The following is a 24,539-nucleotide window of genomic DNA, read 5'->3' on the forward strand; positions in this document are numbered from 1 at the left end:
TGAAAATCATGAAAAAACACCTATTTGTATTGACCCTCATTCTACTCAGCGCTACCTACTCCTTTGCCCAATCGGCTACTGAGCAGGAAATCAAAAAACTCTCCATGGACAAATGGCAATGGATGGCTGATAAAGATGTGGCGAAACTGGAAAAGCTCTTTGACGACAAAGCCAAATTTGTCCACATGAGCGGAAGTTGGAAAAAAGACCGCGAACTGGAAATCATCGAATCCGGAAGTATATGGTATAAAAAGGCAAAGGTGCATGATACGGCCATTGAGATTTCAGGAAAAACTGCAGTGGTATGGAACCGAATCACCTTGACCGCTTTCGTAAGAGGCAGCGATGTAACCACTGAATTTACCGTGACCGAAGTCTATCAAAAGCAGGAAACAGAATGGAAAATGCTGGCCTTGACATTCAGCAGCGTCAGGGACACGCACGAGATCGAACATTAACCAAAACATTATGAAAAAGACAATTATAGGGTTCTTCCTTCTCTTTTTTGCCGCTCAATTGACCTATGCACAGGAGGATGCGAGCAAACAAGCAATTATCGAGCTATCCAAAGCCAAATGGCAGTGGATGGCCGACAAGGACGCAGAAAAACTCGCCGAGCTTTTTGACGAAAAAGCTGTTTTCGTCCACATGGGCGGCTCCTGGGGCAAGGAACAAGAAGTGAACATTATCCGCAGTGGTGGGATCTGGTACAAAAAAGCCGATATCCATGAAGTATCTGTGGAGATCATCGATAATACCGCCATCTTGCTGAACCGCATCACCTTGATAGCCGAAGTGGGAGGAAACGAAGTGACCAATCCATTTGAGGTCACGGAAGTGTACATCAAAAAAGCTGAAGGATGGAAGCTCGGGTCTCTCTCCTTCACCAAACTGATGGGATCCGGGAACCATTAAAATTAAGTTGCTATGAGATTCTTCTTTCTGCTTATTTTCCTTTTTGGCTCCCTGAATTGCACCAGCCAGACCCAGACTGAGCTCAATACCAATGCGGTGGAAACAACCCCGGACAAAATTCTCATCGTGTATCTCACACGCACTAAAAACACCAAGGCAGTGGCAGAGATGATTGAGGCAAAAGTGGGTGGAACCTTGTTAAGTCTGGAATTGGAGACTCCCTACCCCGAGGATTATGAAGCCATTGTCGCACAGGTTGCTGAGGAGAACGAGACCGGAACACTACCGCCCTTAAAGACCGAAGTTGACCTTTCCCAATACGAAACCATCTTTGTTGGTTTTCCGACTTGGGGCATGCAGCTACCGCCACCGGTGAAAACATTCCTAAATGAAAATGACCTCAGTGGGAAAACCGTCATTCCCTTTAACACCAATGCAGGTTACGGAGTCGGGAGCAGCTTTGAAACGGTTAACAAACTCTGCCCGGAAAGCAATATCTTGGAAGGTTATGCTACTAGGGGCGGAATCGAACGCGACGGAGTGTTATTTGTCATGGAAGGAGAAAAAGAGATGGAAGTGAGCAAAGAGGTCAATGATTGGCTGAACAGCCTGGGGTTCTAAATAGCCAACTTTTTGCAGCATAATATCCAATGAAAAACGATAAGAACCAATGATTCCTGAAACTACAAAAATACAGTCAACCACCAACCCAATCTTGGAGAGTCAGCAAATGCTGCGGCAAACAGGATCAGTAAATATTCTCGAAAAACCGCTAGCGAAATCCATACGTTTATAGGAACACAGTGACTGAGGTATATCAGAAACAGTCTATGCCTTGGGATACACTGAAGTAATTCATTTCGATAACTTCTTCAAAAAAGGGACAAACATGAATCCTTCTCAGTTTCATCAATCACTAGCCAAAATTCAACTACCATGAGCCCAAAAACCACTACACTCAACCGACGAACTTTTCTTAAAGTTTCCGCTCTTGCTGGGGGAGGAATGATGCTGAGCTTTAACTGGCTGGCAGGATGTCAACCCAAAACAGATGGAGCCTTGGGCGCATCCAAAGAACTGTATAGACTAAATGGCTACATCCGTATCGGAGACGATGGTTTGGTAACCTTGATGTCCCCCAATCCCGAAGGAGGACAAAACGTCAAAACCTCCATGCCCATGATTTTGGCGGAGGAGCTGGATGCTGATTGGAGCAAAGTAGTGGTGGAACAAGCTCCACTGGACACGGACAATTTCACCCGTCAATTTATTGGAGGCAGCCAGGCCATTCGTACTGGATGGACTGCTTTGCGAACGGCTGGAGCCACCGCCCGGCAAATGCTACTTCTTGCCGCTTCCCAAACATGGAATGTCCCCGTATCGGAAATAAGCACCGAACCGGGTATTATCATCCACAAGAAAAGTAATAAGAAAGCGCACTTTGGAGAGATGGCCACACTTGCTGCCACGCTGACTGTCCCCAAAGAGGTTCCTTTAAAAGAAGCTGAAAATTTCAAGATCATTGGTACCTCAAGAAAAAATGTAGACTTGGGCAAAATCGTAACAGGTAAACCACTCTTCGGAATGGATTTCAAAAAAGAAGGAATGCTCATTGCCATGATCGTTCATCCTCCTGCCTTGGGGAAGCAACTGAAGTCGTTTGATGATACTAAGGCTAGAAAAATGCCGGGAATTAAAGCGGTTTTCCAAATCAAATCCCTTCAGGACGATTACAAAAGAACCTTTTTTGACACGGCCCAATTCACCGATCTAATTGCGATCGTTGGTGAAAGTACCTGGCAGGTACTTCAGGCAAAGAAAACAATCGAAGCGGAATGGAAAATCCAGGAAGGCTACGAAGAAAAGCGGGACAGGTTTGGGAGGGATGAGATCAGACTGGTGCCAAAGGGCTTGGAAAGCACGGCTACCCAAGAACAGGCCATGAAGCAAGCTGCACAAAACCCCCAAACCCAACGGAAAGACGGAAATCCAGAAGCAGCGTTTAACACTGCATCCAAGATCATAGAGAGGAGCTATACAGGCCCATTTTTATCCCACAACTGTATGGAGCCGATGAATTTTTTCGCCCATGTGCAGGGCGAAAAGGTGGAGTGTGCTGGCCCCTTGCAAAAACCAGAATTGACAGAGCAGGCACTTTCTTCCAGACTGGGAATTCCTATCGAAAACATAGAGATCGCTATGACCCGGCTCGGTGGTGGCTATGGCCGGAGATCCTATGCCCATTGGCTGATCGAAGCGGCGGTGATTTCACAAAAAATAAATGTGCCCATCAAACTGATATACACCAGGGAAGACGAAATGACTGGTGGAGTTTACCGCTCACGTTACCAAGCCACATATCGGGCGGCATTGGACCAAGACAATCAGTTGATCGCATTCCATGTAAATGCCGGAGGACTTCCCGAGAACCCATTATTCCCAAATAGGTTTCCTGCCGGAGCGGTGGACAATTATATTGCCGAAGGCTGGGAGGTGCCTTCCAATGTCACCACGGGCTCATTCCGTGCTCCTCGATCCAATTTTATGGCTTGCGTAGAGCAATCTTTCTTGGACGAAGTGGCCGAAGCCGCAGGAAAAGACCCCATTGATTTTCGATTGGAATTATTGGCAAAAGCAAAGGAGAACCCTATTGGGGAAGAAAATGACTACGACGCTGACCGTTATGCAAAAGTGCTTCAGCTGGTCAAGGAAAAATCCAATTGGGGGCATTCGACTCCGGGGGTTTCCAGAGGTGTTTCCGCTTATTTCTGTCATAATAGCTATGCTGCCCAGGTTTTGGATTTGAGCATTGTAAATGGTGAGGTTAAAATCGATAAGGTGACCAATGCCATTGATTGTGGTATGGTGGTCAATCCCGATGCTGCCAAAAACCTCTGTGAAGGTGCCGTGGTGGATGGAATAGGCACGGCGATGTTTGGTGAGCTGACGTTTGAAAAGGGAGTGGTCAGCAAATCCAATTTTCACCAATACCGTCAGATCCGGATGAAAGAGGCCCCTGCATCTATAGCAACCTATTTTGTAGACAACGGAAAAGATCCCTCTGGGCTTGGGGAACCCGCCTACCCTCCTGTTTTCGCAGCCTTGGCCAATGCGCTATATAAAGCCACAGGAAAGCGGTTTTATAATCAGCCATTTATCAATCAACTGAACAGCTAAAACGGATCAAATGGAATTTAGAACCCTTTTAAATTATCAATCTTTCCGGCTTCAAGTGCACTTCCTTGGAATTTCGCATGCATCATTAATTGTAATTAACTAATTTAGAGACAAATAGAACACTTATGACACAGTATAACTTAACTATCAATGGCAAATCTCTCCAAGTAGATGTAGACCCCGACACACCTCTGTTGTGGGTTTTGAGAGATCATCTAAATTTAGTTGGCACCAAATTCGGCTGCGGCATCGCCCAGTGTGGTGCCTGTACCGTTCATATAGACGGTGATGCGGTAAGGTCGTGTTCCTATCCTGTCAGCGTGATAGAGGACAAAAAGGTCGTGACCATAGAAGGCCTGTCCGAAAATGGTGACCACCCTGTACAGAAAGCTTGGCTGGAGCATGATGTACCCCAATGCGGCTATTGCCAATCCGGACAAATAATGACCGCTGCTTCCCTACTGGCCGAAAACCCCCATCCTACTGACGAAGAAATATCTTATGCCATGAATGGGAATATTTGCCGCTGCGGCACTTATACTCGAATCAAAGCCGCCGTTAAAACGGCCTCTAAATCAATTTAACCCGCGGAATCATGACATTAACCGATAAAAAACTAAACAGAAGATCCTTCCTGAAAGTATCAGCACTTGCCGGAGGCGGAATGATGCTGAGCTTCAGTTGGCTGGCAGGCTGTAAGCCCACAACGGACGAATTGCTGACCATGCCGGATGAATGGTTTGAAATCAACAGCTATATCAAAATCGGCGAAAACGGAGCTGTGACACTTTTTAACCCAAACCCTGAATTTGGACAGAATGTCAAAACATCTTTACCCATGATTTTGGCAGAGGAGCTGGACATAGACTGGAAAAAGGTTTTTGTGGAGCAAGCTGACTTTTATCCTGAACGATTTGATAGACAGTTTACAGGAGGAAGCAATAGTGTCCGAACTAGCTGGAAGCCACTACGAACTGCCGGAGCCACTGCCCGGCAACTTATTGTCAATGCCGCTGCCAAAACCTGGGAAGTGCCCGCAGAAGAAATCACCACAAGCCACGGAACGGTAGAACATAAATCTTCCGGAAAGAAAGCCGGATATGGGGAAATGGCTTCCTTGGCCGGAACATTGGAAGCCCCTGATCCTGAGACGATCACCTTAAAAGAAATCAGTGATTTCAAGATCATTGGCAAGTCCAAAAAGAATGTGGATGCCACTAAAATCGTGACCGGAAAGCCACTTTTCGCTCTGGACCATAAAGTGAAAGGAATGAAATATGCGGCCATTGTCCATCCTCCGGCATTTGGCATGAAGCTAAAATCATTCGACAAAAGCTCGGTCACTTCCATGCCTGGCATTCAGGATGCCTTTGAAGTGAAGATCTTCAAGGACGATTATGGCAGAAATTTCTTTGATACCACTACTTTTCCGGTCATCATCGCCATCGTGGGCGATTCCACTTGGGAAGTGATGCAGGCCAAAAAAAGCCTCAAAGCCGAATGGGAAAAAGCACCGGAAAGCACCTTTCCCATGGCCGGCAGAGGTGGTCAAACTAGGGACATCAAAGTACCAGACGGACTGGAAAACTCCAGTACCCATAAAGAAAAAATGGCCGAGTACATTGCCAAACCCGGTACTGAGCATAGAAAAGACGGCGATCCAGAAGCTGCTTTCAAAAAAGCAGCCAAGGTGCTGGAAAGAACCTATACCGCACCGTTTTTGGCACATAATACCATGGAACCCATGAATGCTTTTGCAGATGTCACAGCTGACAAGGCTGTCATCTATGGTCCCACCCAAGCCCCAGAACTGATCAGGCAGACCCTTGCTAGCAGCTTGGGCATGCCGCAGGAGAATATTCAGATCAATCTGGCCCGAATGGGTGGAGGATTTGGACGAAGGGCGTACAGCCACCATCTGACCGAAGCAGCGTTAATTTCCCAAAAAATCAAGGCTCCTGTCAAAATGGTCTATACCCGTGAAGACGATATGACAGCAGGCGTTTATCGGCCTACTTACTCTGCTACATACCGCGCGGCATTGGACGAAGACAACAAACTTCTGGCCTTTCATGTGAAGGCGGGTGGGATCCCAGAATCACCACTACATGCCAATAGATTCCCTGCTGGAGCGATAGACAATTACCTGGCCGAAGGCTGGCAGATCGACTCCAACATTACCATCGGTGCTTTCCGGGCTCCTCGGTCCAATTTTATTGCAGGGGCGGAACAAAGCTTCTTGGATGAGCTGGCTGAAGAAATGGGAAAAGACCCGATCGAATTCCGCTTGGAACTGCTGAAAAGAGCAGAAACCAATCCTGTCGGTGAAAACAACGACTACGATCCCAAGCGCTATGCGGGAGTACTGAAATTGGTAAGAGAAAAATCAAACTGGCCCAGTGCACCTGCAGGTACTTCCAGAGGTGTATCCGCCTATTTCTGTCACAATTCCTACGTAGCGGAAGTGGTGGACATCAGCATCAAAGACAACCAACCAGTAGTGGAAAGTGTATACGCAGCGGTAGATTGTGGCGTTGTGGTCAACCCCGATGCTGCCGCCAATATGGGCGAAGGAGCTATAGTGGATGGAATCGGCAATGCATTCTATGGAGAAATGGCCTTTGAGGACGGCGTGCCTACCAAGACGAATTTTGATAAATACCGTATGATCCGGCACAGCGAGTCCCCCAAGAAAATCGAAGTGCACTTCGTGGAGAATAATGAAAACCCCACGGGCTTGGGCGAGCCGCTCTTCCCCCCTATTTTCGCAGCCTTGGGCAATTCCCTGTACAAAGCAACGGGCAAACGGTTTTATGATCAGCCGTTCCAGCCACAGCTATTGCAGATCGAAAACCTGAACATGTAGCCTGATCCCATCTGTTAATGATCAACCTGATTATCCTTTCTAAATTCAAGTATCCTTGTACGCTGATAAAAAAATATACTTAGATTACAATTCCACCACTCCCTGTGATGAAAAAGTGGTCGAGGCAATGTTGCCGTATTTTAGTGAAAAATTCGGGAATTCATCCAGTTCAAGTCATTCTTTTGGGTGGGATGCAGAAGAGGCCGTTGATATCGCCAGGCAGCAAATAGCCGAACTGATCAATTCAAAACAAAGCCAGCTCTACTTCACCTCAGGGGCAACAGAAGCCGTCAACTTGGCGCTATTGGGAACCTGCGAGGCGATCAGAAGTAAGGGCAGCCACATCATTACCTGTACGACGGAACACAGCGCCGTCTTGCGTACATGTCAGGAGCTCGAAAAAAGAGGGTTTAGCGTCACCTTTCTAGATGTGGACAGCAATGGAAAGTTAGATTTAGAGGCATTTCAAAAAGCCATCAGGCCAGAAACCATTTTGGCCTGTATCATGTATGCAAACAACGAAACCGGCTTAATGCATCCTATCCAAAAAATCGCCCAAATAGCGCATGATAACAATGTATTGGTCATGAGTGACATCACGCAGGCGGTGGGGAAAACCCCTCTTGATATTGAACATTCAGGAATTGATTTGGCGGCATTTTCTGCCCATAAAATTTACGGGCCAAAAGGAATCGGAGCCCTATATATCCGCAACAGAACACTTACCAATATATCTCCTGTCCTCTTTGGAGGAGGACATGAAAAAGGACTCAGACCCGGCACCTTGAATATTCCTGCAATAGTGGGTTTTGGCAAAGCTTGTCAACTATGCATGGAAACAATGACACAGGAAAGTCGTCGCTCGAAGGAGTGGAGGGACAGGATCGAACGTGAATTAGTGGCATTGGGGGAGGTAAGAATCAATTCAGCCAGTGAACCTCGCTTGCCCCATATGTCCAGTATAACCATTGACAATATCAACGGCAGCAAGTTACTTCGACAAATGGGCAACTTGGCGATCTCTCAGGGTTCGGCTTGTAGTTCCGGCACCTTAGCTCCCTCCCATGTGCTATTGGCCTTAGGACATTCCAAAGAAGCCGCCCTGTCCTCGATAAGAATCGGTCTGGGAAGACCCACTACTGCCCAGGAAGTTGAGACAACGATAGCCACCATTAAATCAACCGTCAAACGTTTAAGGGAAGTGTTGGTATGAGGGAAATTGAAAATATATTTTTGGCATATAAAAAAGCAAAGTCAACTGGATTGGATTGCGTCCTGGCCACGGTGGTACATGTGGAAGGTTCTGCCTATAGACGTCCGGGAGCTAGGATGTTGGTGGATGAACAGGGGCTTATGACAGGGGCCATTAGCGGAGGCTGCCTGGAAGGCGATGCCCTAAGAAAATCCTTGCATGCCCTCCACCAAAACCGCAATAAGCTCATCACCTATGATACCAGTGATGAAACCGATGCCGTCATCGGTGCCCAGTTGGGCTGTAACGGGATCATACAGGTCCTATTTGAACCAATTGACTATTCCAATCCCACCAACCCTGTTGAACTCTTAAAGGAAGCGCTGGAAACCAATGATGAATCCGTGTTAGTGTCCTTGTTCAATCTCCAAAAAAGACAGCACCAGATGGGCACATGCCTATTATTTAAGGACAACCAAAAAACCATAGGGGAATGCAAACATCCCGAGCTCTATCAGCGGATAAAATCAGACGCTAGATTTACCCTTGCAGAACACACATCCTGCTTCAGGACATATCTATCCAAGGAAAGCGAAGTACAGGCCTTCTTTCAGTTGGTACCCCAGCCGGTCCATTTGGTCATTGTGGGGGCGGGCAATGATGCACGGATATTGGCCAGTATGGCCGACTGCCTGGGATGGAATATCTCCGTAACCGATGGCCGTGCCACACATGCCAATAAAGAGCGGTTTATCGGTGCGTGCCAAGTGATCGTTTCGGAACCTGAAAAAGCACTGGAATCCTTGGATATCAATGCCAATACGGTATTTGTCCTCATGACCCATAACTATAAGTACGATCTGGCAGTCCTGGAATTGCTGTTGCTCAAGGAACCCCTACCCTATATCGGCATCCTTGGTCCCAAAAAGAAATATCACCGTATGCTGGAGGATTTGGCCTCAAAAGGCATCCATCCAAACTCCAAACAAAAAAGCAGGATTTATGCCCCAATAGGACTGGACCTGCATAGCGAAACACCGGCAGAAATAGCGCTGTCTATCCTTTCGGAAATCCAAAAGGTTTTGGTTGGTTCGAGTGGTGACCATTTGAAAAACAAAAAAGAAAGAATTCATATTGATGAAGACAATGAATTTCGACTGGTACAGTTAGAAAACTCCTAATCCAGCACACCAACTACCACAAATACACGAATTTAGCTGTTCGGGATTTGTAATCCCTAACCGGGGTAAAGGGGATTTAAAATCCCCCTAGACCATTTATGAAGAGCACGGACATCAACAAGCATATAGTTTTTCAGCAATTTACATCCGTTAGCCTGCCGGCTATGGTCTAGCGGCCAGATGGAATCGAAAACAGCAGTGTAGCGACTGATTTTTGAAGTAGTTTGCGGATCGTAATACCTGTGCGCCGTGACGTGGATCGGCTTATGCATATTCCGGGTTTAATGCCGTTTAGTTAAGGGGATTCCCTTCTTTTCATATACCTAAAAGTCCTTTTTTTGATTGACTTTGGCGGGGGAAACCTGATCATCTTGGTGGATTTTATCCTTTTCCTTTTTTCCCCCGAAAGCCTTCGGGGCAGGCTATTGATGAAAAAAGAAAGAAAAAATCTAGGCCAGTGGTATTCCTGTTAAAATGGAACATGGATTTACCCTGCGACGGGGATCTGTCACCCATTTTAATTTCCAGCCGATGGCTACGACCTAAAAGGCAGTGGGTCTCGCTGTTCCACGACGCGAGCCAACTCCCTTTCTTAACGGCCTCCACCATTGGCTGGAAAACAGGCATACCAAGGGCCGTCATAAGGAAACGATACCTTTTTGGGACTTATTAACTGAATCCGCCTTGCAGGTATTGGGCGTTAAGAAATAAAAAAGTGGGTGGGCAAGAAGGCAGGCTTGTTTGACGAAATACTAGTCAAAAAGAATGTTGGCTGCTAGAAAAGGAGGAGTTTGCCTGCATGAGGGAAGGTTTTAATTTTAGGCCAATAGATGCACAGCGGCGGGGTTTTTTGGTTACTTTTTTGACCTGCAGCAAAAAAGTGACAAAGGTAAAGAGATGAAAACCATCTTGGAATTTAGCAGAAAAACAATAGAACCAATATTTCCAGGTACACACTAACTAAACGGCATTGATTCTGGGTTTAATGAACCAACCTAGATAATAACAAAAAGGCAACTTTTACTTAACCTATTTCCCAATATCAAGCGGGACATTTGTAGGTTATGAGATATCTAGTTCGCATTCTACTTCCTGCTTTTTTATGGGCCTTATTTATGGGAGGCAAAGCTGGTGCACAAACCGAAAAAGACCTCTTCAAGAAATTAGATTCAGCTCAATTACTCACAAAAAGTAATCCTGAACAGGCCTTTGCTTTGGCAACAGCGATGGTAGAGCAAAGTGCCCATCTAGAGAAAAAAACACTTCTCGGTAAAGCCCAGCTGATCAGAGGCAAGATCCTTTTGCAATTTGGTCTCTTCCAGCCTGCCTCTGAGGCGCTTTACGAAGCAGAACATATCTTTCAAACCAATAAGCATCACTTGTCGCTAGCGCAGGTAAATAATGTACTTGGAGAAGTATATTACAAAGTAAAATCCCCCAAGGATGCATTGGCCCGACACGAAAAGGCCTTAGAGATTTACCAAAAACTCACTGATAAAGAAGGAGAAGCAGAGACAAAGGGATTTATCGGAGGGATGTATGAAAAAATGGGCAACTACCCCAAGGCGTTGGCTTACCAGCACGAAGCGCTGAAGATTTTTGAAAACCTGGAACTAAAAAGCCATTTGGCTTTTGTACGGGAAAATATCGGAAGTATCTATGAAGACCTGGAACAATATGATTCTGCTTATTCAAATTTCGAAAAAGCCTACAGACTCAATGTTGCCATCGGTGATAGCCTTGGCTTGGTAAGCAACCTGAACAACCTCGGCGATGTATTCCGTAAAACCCGAGAACCAGAAAAGGGCTTGGCCTACTCGCGCAGAGCCGCCGAAATAAGTGCCAGATTAGGTTATCTGGACCAACAGACCAGCGCTGTGGTCGATATGTCCAAAGCTTATGCAGCCCTACAGGACTACAGAAACGCCTACAACTACCTGGAGCAAAGCCGTCAACTCAGTGAACTCGTCTATTCTGAAGAATCTGCCCGGCAACTAGCCATTCAGGAAGTACAAAACCACCTTTACACCAAAAACCAACAGATCAGCCAGCTGGAACAAATGCGCGCATTTGATGCCAGTGTAAAATGGCTTTTGGTCTTTCTTGTCGGATTGATGTGCGTGTTGGGCTGGGTGGTCTTCAATCGTCAAAAACTAAAAATAAAAAGCAACAAAGAGCTCCTGGAACAGCAACAGAAAACCTTGGAGATAAAAGAACAACTGATCGCCACAGAAAAGGAAAACACCCAACTGCTGGAATTAAAAATTGAAACCGAAGAGCAGGCCCATTCAAAATCCCTTACCGCCCAGACCCTGCATTTGATCGATAAAAACCAAATGCTCGAAGGTATCCAAGTCAAACTAAAAAACATCTTGGAGGAAAACCCCAAAGACCAAAAAAAGAGAATCAGAAACCTGATCAAAGAAATTGACTTTAATTTTTCGCATGACACTGACTGGGACGATTTCAAGCAAAACTTTGAAAAAGTCCATCAGGATTTTTTCCGAAACATACAGCAAAGGACTGGAGGACTTACCCCTGCAGAGATGAAACTCGCCAGCCTAATGCGCCTTAACCTTAGCTCCAAGGAAATAGCTTCTACCCTTGGGATCTCCTTGGACAGCCTTAGGATTTCACGTTACAGACTTCGGAAAAAATTAAGGCTTGAAAAAGGAGACAGTTTACAGCAATTCATCCTTTGTATATAGTTTACAATTTGTTAATCCAGTTTTAACAATACACAAAACATTGACAACCAATAAGTTAATTAGATGTTAGCGTTTTATGTTTAGATTTTGTTAACGGTCATTATCCACGTTGTTGCCTAAATGATTACAGTAATTTCTAGTCATCCGAGGTACACCATCTTAAAATTGTGACACCAAAAACATTCAAAACTTATGACAAGAAGTAAACTAATCTATGGACTTTGCTCTCTAAGTATCCTCGCAGGATCATGCAGTGAGCCTAGCCAACAAAAAGAAAATGCAACTGGCCAAAACCCCGTCAAGCCCATCTATGTAAGTGACTCCGTCATTCATGACACGGACGATCCTGCCGTCTGGGTAAACCCAGCAGATCCGGCAAAAAGCCTGATCCTAGGAACCGATAAAGATGCGGATGGAGCGCTTTATGTTTTTGACCTAAAAGGAAAAGCCATAGACTCTCTGATCGTACGGAATATTCAACGGCCAAACAACGTAGACATAAGTTATGGTCTGAAGTTAGGGGATCGCACAGTGGATTTTGCGGTTACTGGCGAACGGCTAACATCCAAACTCCGGTTTTTCAGTCTCCCAGACATGAAAGAAATCCATGCCGACGGAATCGAAATCTTCCAAGGAGAAACGGGAACCGAATACCGTGACCTAATGGGAGTAGCGGTGTACCACAACCCTCAAAATGGCAAGCAGTATGTGATCGCAGGCAGAAAGAACGGACCTCAGGACGGCTCCTATCTGTGGCAATATGAAATAAAAACTGCTGACGGAAAGCTTGACCTTGAACTGGTTCGGAAATTTGGTGAATTCAGCGGAAACAAGGAAATAGAGGCTATTGCAGTGGACAATGAGCTAGGGTACATTTATTACTCCGATGAAGGAGTAGGCGTAAGAAAGTACTATGCAGACCCAGCAAAAGGCAACGAACAGCTGGCCTTATTTGCCACGGAGGGATTTACCAAAGACCATGAAGGTATCAGCATTTATAAAATAGATGAAGAGACTGGATACATTTTGGTTTCTGACCAAGAAGCGAACCTCTTCCATGTATTTCCGAGAGAAGGATCGGCTGCCAACCCTCATGAGCACAACCTGATCACAAAGATACCAACCAGTACTGTTTCAAGTGATGGATCCGAGACCATCAGCAGGGCACTAGGTCCCGACTATCCACATGGAATCTTCGTGGCCATGTCTGACGACAAGACATTCCAGCTATATAAGTGGGAAGACCTGGCCAGAGACCTCCTAAAATCAAAAAACTAACCTATCAACCTCACTATTATGAAAAATCAATTACTGAGAACATTTACTTTGCTAGTTGTTTTTTGCCTGGGGCATCAGGCGATATTGGCACAAGGAGCATTACGAGGAAGGGTAATCGACGCCCAAAACCTATCGATGCCTGGAGCAAATGTAATTTTACAAAACACCATTTTGGGTACTGTCACCAACCAAACAGGCGATTACACTATCGTAGATCTTCCGGCAGGTAAATATGATGTTTCTGTATCCTATTTAGGATATGGGTCAGTAGTCCATACCGCCGAAATCGAAGACGGAGAAACTACCATATTGAATTTCAAACTGGATCAAAAGACGATAGAAAACCTGGAATTTGTGGTGATGGGAGATCGGCTAAAAGGCCAAGCAAAAGCCCTCAACCAACAAAAAAACAATCCAAACATCACCAACATCGTGTCCTCAGACCAAATTGGCCGTTTTCCGGATGCCAATATAGGAGATGCGCTGAAACGGATCCCGGGTATCACCATGCAGAATGACCAAGGTGAAGCACGCGATATCATCATTCGTGGTATGGCTCCCCAGCTCAACTCTGTAACGCTAAATGGGGAGAGGATCCCCTCTGCAGAAGGAGACAACAGAAGAGTGCAAATGGACCTGATCCCCTCGGATATGATCCAGACCATCGAAGTAAACAAGGCCGTACTGCCCAGTATGGATGCGGATGCCATCGGAGGCTCTGTCAACTTGGTCACCCGTAAAGCCCCAAACGACCTTAGGGTTTCAGGCACACTGGGATCAGGAGTAAACCTACTCTCGGACAAGCCGATTTGGACTGGTGCCATGATCCTAGGAAACAGGTTTATGGACGGAAAATTAGGAGCCATTGTATCGGCATCTTATAATAATCATAATTTCGGTTCTGAGAATATCGAGTCGGTATGGTACGACTCCGATAATGGCGTAGGTTTGGAAGAGTTCGAAATGAGAAAGTACCTTGTTCAAAGGGTACGACGGTCAGTATCCCTGGCATTGGATTATGAGATCAACCCAAATCACACCCTACTCTTCTCAAGCATGTACAATCACCGGGACGATTGGGAAAATCGCTTTGCCATGAAAGTGGACAATCTAGATGACGTTTTTGACGATGCCAATTATGAAGAGATCTCCACAGGCGTATTCAATACCACTGGCGCCCGAGTGGAGTACGAGACGAAAGGCGGCTTGGATTATGATAGAAATAAAGCAAAAAGACTGGAAGACCAACGCGTCCAAAACTTCACTTTGGGAGGTGATCACCTTTTTAACAAGCTAAAAATGGATTGGTCAGCCACTTATGCCAAGGCATCGGAAGAAAGGCCCCATGAGCGTTATATTGTCTACCGTCAAGAAGACCAAAATGTAAACATCGACATTAACAATCCAAGAAAACCGTTTGCTTCCTTGGTCAACCTGTCGGATAATTTGGCGTTTGGGCTGGACAACTTATCTGATGAGTATCAGTATACCTTTGATGAAGACTTGAATGCCAAACTGGACTTTAAATTACCCTATAGTGACAAAGGCATACTGCAATTTGGCGGACGCTACAGAGGAAAATATAAAAACCGAAGCAACAATTACTACGAATATGCTCCAGTAGATGAGGACGCCTTTGGCGCTACTTTGGGTGACGTCCCCTATACTGACCAATCAGACCCTAACTTCCTACCAGGAAGCCAATACCAAATCGGGAACTTTGCTGATCCGCAGTTTTTGGGAGACTTGGACTTCAGTGATCCGAGCCAATTCGAAGGTGAGGCGATTTTTGAGGAATTTTTACCTGGTAATTATTCCGCAAATGAAACCATCACAGCAGCCTATGCCATGGCCGATCACCAGTTGACCCAAAAGCTTTCTACCATCGTAGGTCTTCGTTGGGAGCATACACAAATAGACTACACCGGTAATCTGTACGATGTGGACAATGAGACCTTCAGCCAAACCACACAGGATGATAGTTATTCCAATTTTATGCCTGGTGTGCATTTCAAATATGATGCTGACCAAAACACCATCATTAGGTTAGCTTGGACCAACACCATCGCCCGACCAAATTACTATGACTTGGTACCCTATGCGGAGTACGTAGCCGAAGATGATGAGCTATCACGGGGAAATCCTGATCTTTTGCCTACTATTTCCATGAACTTTGACCTAATGGCAGAGAAGTACTTTGACAATGTCGGGTTGATTTCATTGGGTGGTTTTTATAAGGATATTGACCAGTTTGTATATGAAAAAACTGACCTGGACTATAGTGACCCGATTTTTGGAGACGGACTGGAATACACCAGACCTGAGAATGGTGGAACGGCCGCTGTCTATGGACTGGAAGCATCCGTCCAAAAACAAGTTTGGAAAGGACTGGGCATTTATTTGAACTATACCTTAACACAGTCTGAGACCACTGGGATAGAAGGCCGAGAAGAAGACAATCTGGAACTACCAGGCACTGCCCAGCACATGTTCAATGCTTCCCTTTCGTACGAAACCAAAAAGCTGGTGATAAGAGCTTCCCTGAATTATGCGGGTGATTATCTCGATGAGCTGGGCGGAGAACAGTTTGAAGACCGTTATTACGATGAGCAAATGTTCTTGGATGTAAATGCCTCTTATGCCTTTACGCCCAAGTGGCGCTTGTTCTTTGAAGGCAATAACCTCACCAATCAACCTTTAAGGTACTACCAAGGCATTCGATCTAGGACCATGCAAGAAGAATACTATAACGCAAGATTGAATTTTGGTGTGAAGTTCGACTTGTTCGAATAGATTAAACCATTACTATCACCTAATATTAGCTGTCCTGTCTTTTCTCTGTCAAGGCTCCACATCCATGAAGAAAAGACGGGACAGCTTTTTTTACCCGCATTTCAAGACATCGAAAAAAGTAACGTCCACAGCTAACTTATTAGACATCCACATTAGGAAGGCACAATAGAGGAAATTCAGTGATCAATATGCCCTATACTTTTCAATGGGACCTTTACGCCAACTGGAGGAATGTATCGAAAGCCTTAAAAACGATTCTAATTTTAAAAAAAAGCGTGTTTGCAGGATAGTTTCTCCCAATGGTAACTGAATACACAGAGAGTTCGACTGGGGGAGTTGCCCTTGTTTCCCATGTGAACAGCACTAATTCAGCCTCTCACCTCCCTCCTCATAAAAAGGAAGTAAGACAAGGCAAAACACAGCACGGTAGCGGCCACAAGACCACTCACTTGAGGCCACACGATCATCAGGCTATCTTTCAATGACAATGGAGAAGGAATAGCCCCAGCCATTTGCTCCATCGTGACTGGCCCTAAACTACGGACAGAGGGAATCAATAAAGTAGTGGTGGCGTCAGTAAAAAGCTGACTGGGAGCCAGCCGAAGAAATGACATGACCATTTCTCGATACCTAATCACCTGCGATTGGGACAGGGCATTTACATCTGGACCAAATGCCCCTACCAATCCTTCCACTACCATTTGGTAAAACACCGTAAAAAACAACCATACACCTATCAAAGAAAGTGCGGAGGTGGACGGTTGCCGAAAAAGAATGGAAAACAAAATGGCCAGTGCCAACCAAAACCCCACGTATATGATACATAAAAATGTAAAACCCAAAATCCTAAAGACCTCTTCAATACTGACCAATATTCCAGTCATCAGTATCCCCGCACCAATCATCAGGAGAACAAGACTCAGCAGGAGTACACCTATGAGAAGTATCGAACCGGTAAACTTTGACAACAGCAAATTGTCCCTGTATACGGGCTGAGCCATGACCCGGGTCAACGTTCCTTTTTGTTGTTCAGAATTGATCGCATCAAATCCAAGTCCAATTCCCAATAGAGGTCCCAGAAAACTGAGAAACACATGAAATGGAGGCAACGTCCCCTCAGTAGTGGTAAGCAGTTTCAGGTACAAGAACAACTGATCAGTATCCTTAACCTTGGCAATAGCTTCGCGGATATTTCCAAATGCTACTGATGTGGTTCCTAAGAATGTAAACAGAATCAGCAGCAGTAGAACTACAAAACGCCAGCTTCGCAGATGATCTCCAACTTCCTTCGCCACCATCACCCAAAATGCACTTGGCTTAGCATCCCCTTGATAGAAAGTGCTTTTATTGAATGTAGATATTTCAGCATTCATGGTATTTTGTTCTCTATTTTATTGTTTTCAAAATAGGTTTGGTAAATTTCTTCCAAGCCATACTCTTTGTTCTGGACAGCTGTAATGCCATATCCCTTTTCCACAAAAAAACGGACGATTTCGGGAGTAATATTATCCTTACTGCCTATTTCCACCGAATGTCCGTCGACTGTCACTTGCAGAACAGCCGTCATCCCCATGAGCTCCTCCTTTTCTTGGGAGGAGACAGGAAGGGCTTCTTGCAAGGTCACTTTTACAGAATGGGGATTTTCCGAAAATAGCCGTTTGGCCAAATAATCTATACTCCCCTCTCCCAAGAGAGTACCTCCCACAAAAATGCCCACACGGTCACACACCTTCTGAACTTGGTAAAGGTGATGGGAGGACAGCAATACAGTCAAGCCCCTCTCTCTGCTCAGCCTGGAGATAAGAGCCAAAAACTCCCTCACCCCACTCGGGTCTATCCCCAAGGTAGGTTCATCCAATACCACCACCTCAGGGTCCTTGATAAGTACCTCAGCCAATCCAAGGCGCTGCTTCATCCCTCGCGAAAAAGCTGATGCTTTTTTGTGTATCACTGCTCCCGATAGACCTACGGTTTCCAATACTGATACAGCCCGCTCTTCTATCTCGGAACGAATAATCCCATTCAGCTCACCTATGTATTTTAGGTTTTCAAGAGCGGTCATATTATCATAAAAACCAATGCTATCCGGCATATATCCTACCCGTCTTTTTACCGCAATGGGATCTATAGTGGCATTGATCCCACATACGTGGGCAGTGCCTGAGCTGGGCTCAGCCAATCCCAGCATCATCAGTATAGTGGTGGTCTTGCCGGCTCCGTTTGGCCCTAACAACCCGAATATTTCCCCTTTTTTGATCCTAAGGTCCAAGCTGTCCACGGCCTTGAACGAACCATAATATTTCGTCAGGCCATCAAGGTTTATGATTGGTTTTTCCATAGGCCGATTATCTTCTTCCAAACTTCCGAACCAAATAATAAACCAATCCTATCGCCATCAGAATGACCATGATGCCAATCCAGCCCGAAAGCAGGGAAGTAGTTACCGTCATTCTATAGCTCGCCTCACTATTGGTTTCATCTGACTTGGCGGTAAACCTCGTGACATAATCCCCAGGCAGGGTCTTGTCTGGAACTGTTAAGGTCACTACGACATCGGCGGTTTTTCCAGGCGCCAACTTTTCAATAGAGGAAGGTGAAAAAGAAGCCTCCCATTTGGGTGGGGTTCTAGAGGAAAGCGAAACACTTTCCAACGCCAAGGACCCGGTGTTTTTTACCTGAAGGTTTATCTCTTTTCGCTTACCCTCGGTAATTTCTCCACTAAGTCTCCCAGATGGTGTGCTCAGCTCCAATTCATAAGCCCCTTCGACAACTGCCTCAAGCGAAAGCCCCAAGGAATCCTGGCCTGCAATGGCATATACTGAAATAGGGTAAGTAGAAGGCTCCGAGCCATGGGCGGGGTTTACTTCGATGCTGACATTTTCCGATTTCCCTTCTTCCAGTTTAAGGGAAGTGACTTGTTGGCCACTTACTTTAAACTTGACCCTCCATCCATCTGGAGCTTTTACGTTCAGGTCATATTGCATCGTTTGTCCTGAGCTGTTCTTAAGGGTAGCTTGATAGCGGAAGGTTTCATTTACAGGTGCCTCAATGTTTACCAAACGAGCGGTAAAAGAGGATGATCCTTCTGGTCCTTGCGCAGCCCACCCCAACGGTGAAGAAAAAAGTACAAAAACCATCATGAGTAAGAACAAATACTGCATGCCCATTTTGGGCTTTCCATTGTTAAAACTATCTACTGACATAATTTAACTAAATAAGTGAAAGATATTAATAGATTAATAGTGACGCTTATCCAATTCAACAGAGATAACTCCAAGAATAGTAACCCCAATTTTATAACTGAAAAAAATTCAATGCAAAAAAATTAACATTTTTTAACCTAGTTTATGCAGTAGAAACCGTAATAGTCTGTTCCAACTGATGTCGAGAAGAACTGAAAGTGTAATCAGTTGGTGGGGAGGTGTGAGCCTAGTACCGCTACAGACCACCCTGCCTGGCCTCCCATAGCCGTCAAGTTAAGGCCTGTAAGTCACTGACATATATATTCTTATTGATATCTGTGCTATCCACAAATGGACTAGGGAGATTGCAAATCCCCATTACACCGGTTCGGGATTACAAATCCCAAACAACTAAGTTCGTGCATTTGTGGCAGTTGGTGTGCTGATAGTCGCTGAAACTGACAGCTATGGTCTAGCTGCCAGGTAGAACCAAAAAACTAAAGCGAAGCGACTAATTTTAAAGTAATTTCAAATCGCAATACCTATGCACCGTGGCGCAGATTTAGGGTGAAAGAGCAATAAACTGAAAAAAAGCCACCCATACTAGTGGACGGCTTTTTCACTGTTAAGCTTTCGGGTTATATAACCACGATGCCTATTATAAAGGGCCGGTTTCTCACGCTCCTTTTTCATGAGCGGCTCTCTTAGCATATTCGATTCCAAGGCCCAATTTCGCAATTCATTAGCTTCTTGCTCATTTAGTATTCCCAAGGCTTTTTGATATTCTTTTTTCCATAGCCTATCATCAAAACGCACCTTTTCCAATATTAATTTATAATAATCCAGATAAGATGTTTTCATAGTAATTTCTGTATTGATGGTTAAAATTATCATTACCGGTAGGCCAATAATATACCCTACCGCCAATCAAGATCATAAAACCAAGCAAAACGGGGCGGTGAATGAACCAGTCGTGATATCCAATTACACTTCAACAGCATAACAAAAAGTTTTTTGACTACACTTTTCCTTATACGATAACCAGCCAAAAACGATTCGTAATTTCGTGAAATTTTTGAACGATTCCCATACCTTACCAAAAGGAGCTTTGCAAATCCGCTTAAGGCAAACGCAATACCTGCCCACCAATAAAGCAAGAATAAAACAACCTCCCACCTATTCCGAAGATCCTACCATAACAATACAGCACTGTTGACCGAAGAAAATCACTTATCTTACCCTCCATATTATTTTCATTCAATCCGGTTTATACATTAGAAATCGTGATAGCCTGCCCCAGCGGATGTCTGAAAGAGCTGAAAGCACAAGAAAATCAGCTGGTTTGGAGGTGTGAGTGTCCGCCGCAGCGGACCATGTCACAATACCTGTGCACCGTGGCGCAGATAGGCTAATGCATATTCTGGGTTCAACATAAAACCAACCTATTCTTAGGTTGTCAAAACAGCTGTATATATTATGCGAACACTTCTCATCCCACTGGTCCTTTTCCTTCTTTCTTTGAGCCCGGCATTAGCCCAAGAAGACCTATTTCCAGATGGATCTCCCATACCAGAATGGTTCAGGGATACGACCCCTACTGATATCAATACCCTTGGCCAGCATTACCGCATCACCGATTTTGGTGCAGTTCAAGACAGTGCGGCCCTGCAGACCGAGACCATCCAGGGCGTCATAGACCAGGCCCATGCACAAGGCGGCGGAGTGGTCATCATTCCGAAAGGCACCTTTCTTAGTGGCTCGCTGTTTTTTAAACAAGGCACCCACTTGTACCTGGAAAAAGGTGCTGTCCTAAAAGGCAGTGATGACATCAGCCATTTTGAACTTCTCGATACACGCATAGAAGGGCAAAACAGAAAGTACTTTGCAGCCTTGGTCAATGCAGATGGGCTGGATGGCTTTACCATATCCGGTAAAGGCACACTTAACGGAAACGGACTGAGGTACTGGAAAGCTTTTTGGCTCAGGAGAAAATTCAATCCAGATTGCACCAATTTGGACGAAATGCGACCCAGATTACTTCATATCTCCAACAGTAAAAACATCCAAGTATCTGGCATCAGCCTGATCAATTCACCATTTTGGACCTCCCATTACTACAAATGTGAAAATGTAAAAATACTGGACCTGTACATCTATGCTCCCCACAAACCGGCGAATGCCAAAGCCCCTAGCTCTGACGCTATTGACCTGGATGTCTGCAAAAATGTCTTGGTCAAAAACTGTTTCATGTCTGTCAATGATGATGCCATTGCTCTTAAAGGAGGCAAGGGACCCAATGCGGACAAAAACCCCGATAATGGTGGCAATTATAATATCATCATAGAGGATTGTGAGTTTGGTTATTGCCATAGTGCCTTGACCTGTGGAAGTGAATCCATTCATAATAAAAACATTATTCTCAGAAGGACTAAAGTCTCCCATGCCACTCGCTTACTATGGCTAAAAATGCGACCTGACACCCCTCAAAAATACGAACATATCCTCGTCGAGGATATCAAGGGAAATGCGGCAAACATGCTTTATATCAAACCTTGGACACAGTTTTTTGACCTAAAGGGCGAAAAAGGTATAAAGCATTCCTCTGCAAGCAACATTGCATTTCGCAACATCGAGCTAGAGTGCAAAAAAGTATTCAATACCCAAGCCTCTGAACAATACCTCATCTCCGGTGTGACGATGGAGCATATCAACCTCACTCTTCCTTCGGCACAAGACCTCCGTTTGGACTATATAAAACCGCTTACTTTGAAAGACATTAAGGTCAATGGGAAGACAGAAGTCGAGTAGCCTGTCGGATGAATACTAAGTCTCCCCCACTCACCATCATGCCAGACGGTACTGTGTAGAGACCCGATCTTTTTTACCCAATTCCATTTGGTTAAGCAAATACAGGCGGTGCCAGACCGAGTCGTGGCCCAACATTATCTTTACTTTCTGAAGGGGCTTAAGCCCCTATTTTTTTCAGTTGTATTTCCCCTAGAAGAAAACACAGAGCAAACGCATTTAAAAAAAAATGTTCCTATTTGCATTTATATCTGCCGTTCCTACGGAACTTACCCTTTTGTGTGTTATCATTTTTGGTGCAGGTTGTCACCTGCACCTTCTATATGACCCTCCGCCAAAGGCGGATGAGGCAAGATGCTCAGTTGCTAACGCCTATTCAGGGTTTAACCTCAACCAAATCAACTAATCATTCTTTCAGCCCATCCAGCCGTTCGGCAATCTAGTGTCAAGCTAAACCTACGTGTAATCCGGTGTGTCTTTTGGCCTATCTCTCCGTTGCAAAAAGACTTCCTTAGCTACGGATAGGGGCGTTTTTTGCGCCTTGACCTCCTCCAAAATACACTACCGCCTTACCCGTCATTTAAGCGTTGACTTGACCCTAGGCTACTGCGGTTTCCAATGTACAAATCGGGGCTAAGTGCCAGCGGCACGATGAATTTTGTAACCTGCGGATTCATCCGCAGGAGCTTAAGCTCTCCTCAACCTCCCGAAGGAGTGCCAGCGGCACGGATGATAGCTATGCCTACACGAAAATTGTTTCCCTTCAAAACACTAAACGCGTTTGCCCTAGAAGAAAACATGATACGCACTGACATTTAGCGGGAATTAATTACCTTTAACTTGGTTTAACTCGGAATATGCATTAACCTATCATACTATTTTTTGATCATGGAAAAGTCACCATCAGATGCACGCCAAACAGTAGCGGAATGGGTCTACCACTTTGGAGACAACTTATTTTCATGGGCATTTCACAAAACCAATGATCGTAAACTAGCGGAAGACCTGGTTCAGGACACCTTCCTATCGGCATTAAAGTCCTTTGCCAGTTTTGAGGAGAAAAGCAGCCCTCAAACATGGTTATTCAGCATCTTGAACAATAAAATCATAGACCATTACAGAAAAAGCACCAACAAGGAAACCGGTGACCTCCACTATCATCACTGTATCAAAATAACAGATGGACTTTTCGATAACAACGGAAATTGGACCAAAAACGGTCTGGAACAAGCCTGGGAGCAAGAAGAACACCTATTGGACAATCCTGAATTTCGCCAAGTCATGGATAGTTGTTTGAATGATTTGCCCGAAAATTGGCACCATGCGTTGGTTTCAAAATTCCATTTGCAAAAAAAAACAGCAGAAATCTGTCAGGAACTTGGAGTTTCCACGTCCAATTATTGGCAGATTATCCATCGGTCAAAGCTATTGCTCAAAAAATGCCTTGAAAAAAAATGGTTTTCAACGTTTAAATGATCCCTTATGCGGTTAATGGAAAAAATCATATTGTCCTGTAAAATGACTACAAAACTGGTGGAAAAAGAACGCATCACCCAATTGAATTTGCGTGAAAAACTCCAAATGAGAATGCACCTCTTTATGTGTACTGCCTGCAAGGCCTATATCAGACAAAGCAAGGCGCTGGAGAGAATCATCAGCAATTGGGCGCAATCGTCAAAAACACCAACGCGTACCTTTACCTTGTCGGATAATGCCAAGAAAGAAATCATAAAAAAAATAGCAGCTTCAGATTAATTATCAGGTATTATTTATCTGCTCGTCTAATTTCTCGATAAACATACAATGAACGAACCATGGACAACACACTGCTGAGCAATTCATTTTTTATCTACAGAGCACTTCTCGGCACCGTCCCACCTAAATTTTACATGAAATGAAACTACCTAATCAATGCATAGAAAACTTGTCCCAGATCAGCGAACTACTGGAAAAGTTATCTCCAGACCAATACAGGCGACCTTGCTCCATACTGTCCGGTGCGTCGATTGGCCAACATGTCCGCCATATTCTGGAATTTTACCAATGCCTTTTGTTTTCGGAGGACAACAGCACCTTTAGCTATGATGACCGCAAAAGAGTCAGTTTCTTGGAATACGCTCCTTCTGAAGCCATTAAGCTACTCGAAGCCATTGTTCATAAATTGAAACAACTCAAAGAAGATGCCCCGCTTAAACTCATCGCCAATTTTGACATTACCGATGACAGCTGCCACCATACCCTTGACACTTCCCTTTTTAGGGAATTGGCCTATAACCTAGAGCATAGCATCCACCACCAAGCACTGATAAAGATTGGTATGAAAGAACTAAAGCTTGACATCCATCTTCCTGATCACTTTGGCATGGCTCCAGCTACTTTCAGAAACAATAACCAACTTCAAGAAACTTCAACCCAGAATATGCATTAGTCGCGGCCTGATCC

The 24,539-nt window shown here is 44.9% G+C and carries 20 protein-coding genes; 15 read left to right on the forward strand and 5 right to left on the reverse strand.

Features of this window, described 5'->3' with window-relative positions:
* Positions 1 to 8: 8 nt before the first annotated feature.
* The 8 genes from DN752_RS05810 (at position 9) to DN752_RS05845 (ending at position 9,331) form a co-directional block, all read left to right on the forward strand.
* Positions 9 to 458, forward strand: a complete 450-nt coding sequence (locus DN752_RS05810) for a nuclear transport factor 2 family protein (RefSeq protein ID WP_170134442.1) — start codon at positions 9 to 11, stop codon at positions 456 to 458.
* A 10-nt stretch (positions 459 to 468) separates the two neighbouring features.
* Positions 469 to 915, forward strand: coding sequence for a nuclear transport factor 2 family protein (locus DN752_RS05815; RefSeq protein WP_112783074.1), 447 nt, complete (start codon positions 469 to 471; stop codon positions 913 to 915).
* Positions 916 to 927: 12 nt separating this feature from the next.
* Positions 928 to 1,536, forward strand: a complete 609-nt coding sequence (locus DN752_RS05820; protein ID WP_112783075.1) for a flavodoxin — start codon at positions 928 to 930, stop codon at positions 1,534 to 1,536.
* Between the two features lie 315 nt (positions 1,537 to 1,851).
* Positions 1,852 to 4,092 (forward strand): xanthine dehydrogenase family protein molybdopterin-binding subunit, encoded by a 2,241-nt coding sequence (locus DN752_RS05825; protein ID WP_112783076.1) that lies wholly within the window; start codon positions 1,852 to 1,854, stop codon positions 4,090 to 4,092.
* A 125-nt stretch (positions 4,093 to 4,217) separates the two neighbouring features.
* Positions 4,218 to 4,676, forward strand: a complete 459-nt coding sequence (locus DN752_RS05830) for a (2Fe-2S)-binding protein (RefSeq protein WP_112783077.1) — start codon at positions 4,218 to 4,220, stop codon at positions 4,674 to 4,676.
* 11 nt (positions 4,677 to 4,687) lie between these two features.
* Positions 4,688 to 6,958: a xanthine dehydrogenase family protein molybdopterin-binding subunit gene (locus DN752_RS05835; RefSeq protein WP_112783078.1), complete on the forward strand. Its 2,271-nt coding sequence runs from the start codon at positions 4,688 to 4,690 to the stop codon at positions 6,956 to 6,958.
* A gap of 55 nt (positions 6,959 to 7,013) precedes the next feature.
* Positions 7,014 to 8,171: a cysteine desulfurase family protein gene (locus DN752_RS05840; RefSeq protein WP_112783079.1), complete on the forward strand. Its 1,158-nt coding sequence runs from the start codon at positions 7,014 to 7,016 to the stop codon at positions 8,169 to 8,171.
* Positions 8,168 to 9,331, forward strand: coding sequence for an XdhC family protein (locus DN752_RS05845; protein ID WP_112783080.1), 1,164 nt, complete (start codon positions 8,168 to 8,170; stop codon positions 9,329 to 9,331). Before DN752_RS05840 ends, DN752_RS05845 begins: the two co-directional genes overlap by 4 nt.
* Positions 9,332 to 9,712: 381 nt before the next feature.
* Here the strand turns inward: DN752_RS05845 and DN752_RS24400 are convergent, their stop codons facing one another.
* Positions 9,713 to 9,958 carry a hypothetical protein gene (locus DN752_RS24400; RefSeq protein WP_162633131.1) on the reverse strand — a complete coding sequence of 82 codons (246 nt, stop codon included), beginning with the start codon at positions 9,956 to 9,958 and terminating at the stop codon, positions 9,713 to 9,715.
* Between the two features lie 437 nt (positions 9,959 to 10,395).
* Between DN752_RS24400 and DN752_RS05850 the strand changes: the two genes are divergently transcribed.
* The 3 genes from DN752_RS05850 (at position 10,396) to DN752_RS05860 (ending at position 16,110) form a co-directional block, all read left to right on the forward strand.
* Positions 10,396 to 12,039 (forward strand): tetratricopeptide repeat protein, encoded by a 1,644-nt coding sequence (locus DN752_RS05850; protein WP_112783081.1) that lies wholly within the window; start codon positions 10,396 to 10,398, stop codon positions 12,037 to 12,039.
* A gap of 192 nt (positions 12,040 to 12,231) precedes the next feature.
* On the forward strand, positions 12,232 to 13,317 hold the full coding sequence (locus DN752_RS05855) for a phytase (protein ID WP_112783082.1): 1,086 nt from the start codon (positions 12,232 to 12,234) through the stop codon (positions 13,315 to 13,317).
* Positions 13,318 to 13,335: 18 nt separating this feature from the next.
* Positions 13,336 to 16,110, forward strand: a complete 2,775-nt coding sequence (locus DN752_RS05860) for a TonB-dependent receptor (protein ID WP_112783083.1) — start codon at positions 13,336 to 13,338, stop codon at positions 16,108 to 16,110.
* A gap of 368 nt (positions 16,111 to 16,478) precedes the next feature.
* Here DN752_RS05860 and DN752_RS05865 read toward each other — a convergent pair whose 3' ends face one another.
* From DN752_RS05865 to DN752_RS05880, 4 genes are all read right to left on the reverse strand, one after another.
* Positions 16,479 to 17,483, reverse strand: coding sequence for an ABC transporter permease (locus DN752_RS05865; protein ID WP_112783084.1), 1,005 nt, complete (start codon positions 17,481 to 17,483; stop codon positions 16,479 to 16,481).
* Positions 17,480 to 18,448 carry an ABC transporter ATP-binding protein gene (locus tag DN752_RS05870; protein ID WP_112786441.1) on the reverse strand — a complete coding sequence of 323 codons (969 nt, stop codon included), beginning with the start codon at positions 18,446 to 18,448 and terminating at the stop codon, positions 17,480 to 17,482. Before DN752_RS05870 ends, DN752_RS05865 begins: the two co-directional genes overlap by 4 nt.
* 7 nt (positions 18,449 to 18,455) lie before the next feature.
* A complete protein-coding gene (locus tag DN752_RS05875) occupies positions 18,456 to 19,313 on the reverse strand; it encodes a COG1470 family protein (RefSeq protein ID WP_112783085.1) in 858 nt (285 codons plus the stop codon).
* A gap of 582 nt (positions 19,314 to 19,895) precedes the next feature.
* Complete coding sequence (locus DN752_RS05880) at positions 19,896 to 20,153, reverse strand: hypothetical protein (protein ID WP_112783086.1); 258 nt, start codon at positions 20,151 to 20,153, stop codon at positions 19,896 to 19,898.
* 615 nt (positions 20,154 to 20,768) lie between these two features.
* Between DN752_RS05880 and DN752_RS05885 the strand changes: the two genes are divergently transcribed.
* The 4 genes from DN752_RS05885 to DN752_RS05900 all read left to right on the forward strand — a co-directional run bounded on the left by DN752_RS05885 (position 20,769) and on the right by DN752_RS05900 (position 24,525).
* The gene (locus DN752_RS05885) at positions 20,769 to 22,100 is read left to right on the forward strand and encodes a rhamnogalacturonidase (RefSeq protein WP_112783087.1); all 1,332 of its coding nucleotides are present in this window, start codon (positions 20,769 to 20,771) and stop codon (positions 22,098 to 22,100) included.
* A gap of 885 nt (positions 22,101 to 22,985) precedes the next feature.
* Complete coding sequence (locus tag DN752_RS05890; RefSeq protein WP_112783088.1) at positions 22,986 to 23,573, forward strand: sigma-70 family RNA polymerase sigma factor; 588 nt, start codon at positions 22,986 to 22,988, stop codon at positions 23,571 to 23,573.
* Between the two features lie 42 nt (positions 23,574 to 23,615).
* On the forward strand, positions 23,616 to 23,852 hold the full coding sequence (locus DN752_RS05895; protein WP_162633132.1) for a zf-HC2 domain-containing protein: 237 nt from the start codon (positions 23,616 to 23,618) through the stop codon (positions 23,850 to 23,852).
* 139 nt (positions 23,853 to 23,991) lie between these two features.
* Positions 23,992 to 24,525 (forward strand): DinB family protein, encoded by a 534-nt coding sequence (locus tag DN752_RS05900; RefSeq protein WP_112783090.1) that lies wholly within the window; start codon positions 23,992 to 23,994, stop codon positions 24,523 to 24,525.
* Positions 24,526 to 24,539: the final 14 nt, after the last annotated feature.

The sequence above is a fragment of the Echinicola strongylocentroti genome (assembly GCF_003260975.1).
Lineage (GTDB): Bacteria > Bacteroidota > Bacteroidia > Cytophagales > Cyclobacteriaceae > Echinicola > Echinicola strongylocentroti.